The following is a 620-nucleotide window of genomic DNA, read 5'->3' on the forward strand; positions in this document are numbered from 1 at the left end:
AATTAGGGCTGGTTGCAAAGTCGCTAAAAATGGGTGGAGTATCTAATTTAATCGGTTGAAAATTAAACTGTTTGTTTGATTTTTCCTCACGTTTTTTCTAGATATGAGACTTGTGAAAATTAATTGCATATTTATGCAAAAAAAAGCTGATTTCTAATTGACAGCTTCTAAGAAATCATTAAGATACGCATCTCAATTGAGTTGGGTGGTTAGCTCAGCTGGGAGAGCATCGCCCTTACAAGGCGAGGGTCACAGGTTCGATCCCTGTACCACCCACCAAATCTTTTTTAGATTTGAAATTGAAATGTAAAGTTTGTTGCGGACCGGTAGTTCAGCTGGTTAGAATACCGGCCTGTCACGCCGGGGGTCGCGGGTTCGAATCCCGTCCGGTCCGCCATTTACACTTCAACTCGATTGCTACCTTGAAAGAGGTGGTTTCTAACAAAGGAGCATCTTAGGTGCTGCGTGACAATGTTAGAATTAGGTCTACCCAAATGGGTGGTTAGCTCAGCTGGGAGAGCATCGCCCTTACAAGGCGAGGGTCACAGGTTCGATCCCTGTACCACCCACCACTACTAGCACTGTTCTTGTGTGAAGGTAGTGAATGTAAGATTTAAAGT

At 43.7% G+C, this 620-nt stretch carries 3 tRNA genes; all 3 read left to right on the plus strand.

What is annotated here, in order from left to right:
* The first annotated feature begins 203 nt into the window (after window positions 1-203).
* A tRNA-Val gene (locus A3729_RS10885) sits at window positions 204-279 on the plus strand.
* Window positions 280-320: 41 nt separating this feature from the next.
* Window positions 321-397, plus strand: a tRNA-Asp gene (locus A3729_RS10890).
* A 99-nt stretch (window positions 398-496) separates the two neighbouring features.
* Window positions 497-572 (plus strand) — tRNA-Val (locus tag A3729_RS10895).
* Window positions 573-620 lie beyond the last annotated feature (48 nt).

The organism is Oleiphilus sp. HI0043, from assembly GCF_001634935.1.